We start from the raw sequence: 3507 nt of genomic DNA on the forward strand, positions 1-3507 counted from the left end.
TCTTCCCCTAGACAGTCACAAGGGGTGCCTATACCCATCCAAAAAGGCGCAAAAATTCTGGCACGAGCAGTGCAACAAGCTATGGAATTGGGGGATCCAACAGCTCAAGCTTATGCCATGACTCAGTTAGGTTCATTGTATGAACAAACCCAGCAGTGGTCCGAGGCTTTGAGGTTAACAGAGAATGCTCTACAGATTGCCCAAGGTAATCATGCCTCAGATATTGCTGCTCGTGCCGCTTGGCAACTGGGGAGGCTGCACAAACAGCAGGGGGATATCAACGAAGCGATCGCAGCTTACGATTCAGCGGTCAAAACTCTCCAGTCACTGCGCTCAGACTTAGTCGCTATCAATCGAGATGTCCAATTTTCTTTCACTGAAACTGTTGAACCGATCTATCGAGAGCTAGTCGAATTACTACTGCAACCCTCTGTCACCACCCCTGAGCCAGGAGGGGTATCCCAGGCAAAAGGCTTAGGGGAAATTAGTCAAGACCACCTGAAAAAGGCGATGGAAGTTATTGAATCGCTGCAATTAGCTGAATTAGAGAACTTTTTCCAGGAAGCCTGTTTAAAAGGTCAACCCAGGCAGATCGACCAGATTGACCAGAAAGCGGCAGTTATTTATCCTATTATCTTGCCAGAACGGTTAGAGGTGATCGTTTCTGTACCAGGACAACCGCTCCGTCACTACCAAACTTATATACCTCAAGCTGAGCTAGAGCAGTTTTTCCGGCGGATGCGACAATCCCTGAATAGAGCTTTTTCTGAGCCAGCACGTCTCAAGCTCTATCAGCAAGCTTATGATTTGCTGATTAAACCTGCAGAATCTGAGTTAGAAGACCACGGCATCACCACTCTAGTATTTGTACTAGATGGTTATTTGCGGAATTTACCCATGTCCGCTCTTTATGATGGTCAACAGTATCTTATCGAGAAATATAGCATAGCTCTAAGTCCAGGATTGCAGCTTTTAGATCCACGTTCCCTTGAATCGAAACAGATCCAAGCTATAACTGCTGGGCTGAGTGAGGGTCGCCAAGGTTTTAAGCCTTTGCCAGCAGTAAAGCGAGAATTAGACCAGATTTCGTCAAAAATTTCCACAACAGTGCTTTTGAATCAGGAGTTTACTGATACCAACCTCCAAAACGCTGTTGATGCACAACCTTTCCCAGTATTGCATCTGGCAACCCACGGTCAGTTTAGTAGTACTGCCGATGAGACGTTTGTTTTAGCCTGGAACGATCGAATTAATGTCCGGCAATTCAATTCACTACTGCGCTCAAGAGAAAGACAAGACACTAATCCCATTGAATTATTGGTACTCAGTGCTTGCCAAACTGCTAGAGGAGATAATCGTGCTGTCTTGGGGTTAGCTGGAGTAGCAGTACGTTCGGGAGCACGCAGTACCTTAGCTACCCTATGGGCAGTAAGGGATGAATCTACTGCTCAGCTGATGGCTGAATTTTACAAGTATCTGGCTCAAGCAGGTGTAACTAAAGCTGAAGCGTTGCGCCGTGCTCAGTTAGCGCTATTGAAAGGGGAATACAACCATCCTGTCTATTGGGCTCCCTTTGTGTTAGTGGGAAATTGGTTGTAATTGCTCTATCTCTAATCGAAGGACTTTTCAAACATATTATTAGAGGACAATTGGGCATAAAACATACTAGAAATAAAACATAAAACAAACATGAACGCAAACATTAGGCGTTTATATTGAAATTTCTAGCAACCCTCAAAAAAAAAATTAGAAAGCGGCAAATCATCTGCTTTGCTTTCTGTGCCCAGAATAATCATAAAGAAAGTCCTGCAGCAATAGGAAATATTTTATGAAATCAAACAAATTAACCGTGAGATTACCACTTTGTTTTACTTTACTATTCCTAGGAATGACTCTAATCCACAGTTTGCCAACTCAGGCGGTGATGTTCCAAAATGGGAAGAATCCAGCACCAAAGACGGGAAGGGGTGGAGCTTCCCGGGGTGAAGATATTTGTTTCTCTGATTCTAAAACCACCACTTCATCAGTCACACCGCTGATGCCAGCTACTAATGTGGGCTTAACGGTGGCAGAACGTCCAACTTTGCTGGTATATGTTCCTCAGACTTCAGCTAAAGAAGCTTTTTTAAGTTTCGAGGATGAAAACCGAAACCATCATTACCAGTCCTTTATACGTCTGCCTAATCAGCCAGGTGTAATGGCGGTTGAATTACCACCTCAGGCTCCACCACTAAAGGTCGGTAAGAATTACCAGTGGTCTTTGGTGATGATTTGTGGGGAGTATTTAGAACCAGATAGTCCTGAGGTAACTGGATGGGTTCGTCGAGTTGAAGCCAATTCTACCTTGATGAATCAGAAGACATTAAAAGCCTCACTTCAAAAAGCCTCATTGTTGGCTGAATCAGGGATTTGGGTCGATACTATCTCTACCATGGCTGATTTAAGGCGAGCTGAACCAAAAAATTCAGTCTATCGCTCCCATTGGGAAGAACTGTTAAAATCACAAGGACTAACTGCGATCGCTAACCAGCCGTTGCTCAATAAATAAACTATAAATATCTGAACATCATACCATCAACTATTATCCTGCAATCCTTATAAAGCAAGGATTTAACCCTATGTGGCTCAAGGGGTTAGTTAGCAGCTGATTTGTGATAACTCCAAAAAATATCCCATCTTAAACCCCTGGTTGAAAACCAGGGGTTTAAGATCGGGCTTAAAACAACTTACGGAATTGATTCCGTCCTATCCTGTCAATAGCTGAACTAATAAATTCAATCAAGAATAGTTAAGTTAGTTAGCAATTACCGATTACCAATTAGCCTCAATCATTCCACAATTGGGCAAGGTCAATTTTTATCCCTTTTTTGCTTTTTTTGTCAAGACTGTTACTTAGTCAGGATTTACTGGGAATTCTGTAGGTAAGTTATCGACGGCTTAGTGACTCACCACAAAAGCAGTTCTACCGGTCGATGCTATTCCTGGAATCCTGCCAACCAATAGAAGCGCCTATAGCTGAAGTTCCCCTTTGACAAAACAGCACAACCTATGCTTGGATTGGAATTGAGGATTTTTTCTTAGGCATTTACTGGGTACAAAATACCGAAATTCCCAGTAAATCTAGAGCTTTTTGTTGAAGGAGAGTGGCTTGGGTTATTTTCTCAAAGGTAATATCCTTCCCCTCCAACTTTGTGTTAATCGTATTGAGAGTAATCGTCCCTAAATCTGCCATTAACGTATTAAAGCTGTGTACAGGTAATTTATCTTGTGTTTTCTTTTTACGAGCTTTCGATAAAGCTTTCTTTGAACGTTGGGATGGAGCGACGACTTCAGTTGTAGTTAGTTTGACTTGCTCAGATTCTTCATCTGCAAAAAGTATCGGAGCTAAAGCTTGCGACCTGTGCCATTCAACGTAATAAGATAACATACATAAAAAGACATGTGCTCTAACTCGATTCTCTTGGTGCGCGTTCCCTAGGCGAGGGAACCTCGCCGGGGTCGCACCGC

2 protein-coding genes and 1 pseudogene are annotated in these 3507 nt (G+C 43.1%); 2 read left to right on the top strand and 1 reads right to left on the bottom strand.

Going from position 1 to position 3507, the window contains the following annotated elements:
* Together F6K57_RS40010 and F6K57_RS40015 are read left to right on the top strand one after the other, a co-directional pair.
* Positions 1–1599: CHAT domain-containing protein (locus F6K57_RS40010; protein ID WP_293074409.1), on the top strand; the 1599-nt coding region annotated here is incomplete at its 5' end.
* Positions 1600–1828: 229 nt separating this feature from the next.
* Positions 1829–2548 carry a DUF928 domain-containing protein gene (locus F6K57_RS40015; protein ID WP_293074412.1) on the top strand — a complete coding sequence of 240 codons (720 nt, stop codon included), beginning with the start codon at positions 1829–1831 and terminating at the stop codon, positions 2546–2548.
* 537 nt (positions 2549–3085) lie between these two features.
* Here the strand turns inward: F6K57_RS40015 and F6K57_RS40020 are convergent.
* A pseudogene (locus F6K57_RS40020) lies at positions 3086–3507 on the bottom strand (hypothetical protein); the annotation flags it as partial.

The organism is Moorena sp. SIO4A5 (assembly GCF_010672005.1).
GTDB lineage: Bacteria > Cyanobacteriota > Cyanobacteriia > Cyanobacteriales > Coleofasciculaceae > Moorena.

Coding starts and splice junctions, on each gene's coding strand:
- F6K57_RS40015 (WP_293074412.1), top strand. CDS start 1,829: ATGAAATCAAACAAATTAACCGTGAGATTACCACTTTGTTTTACTTTA.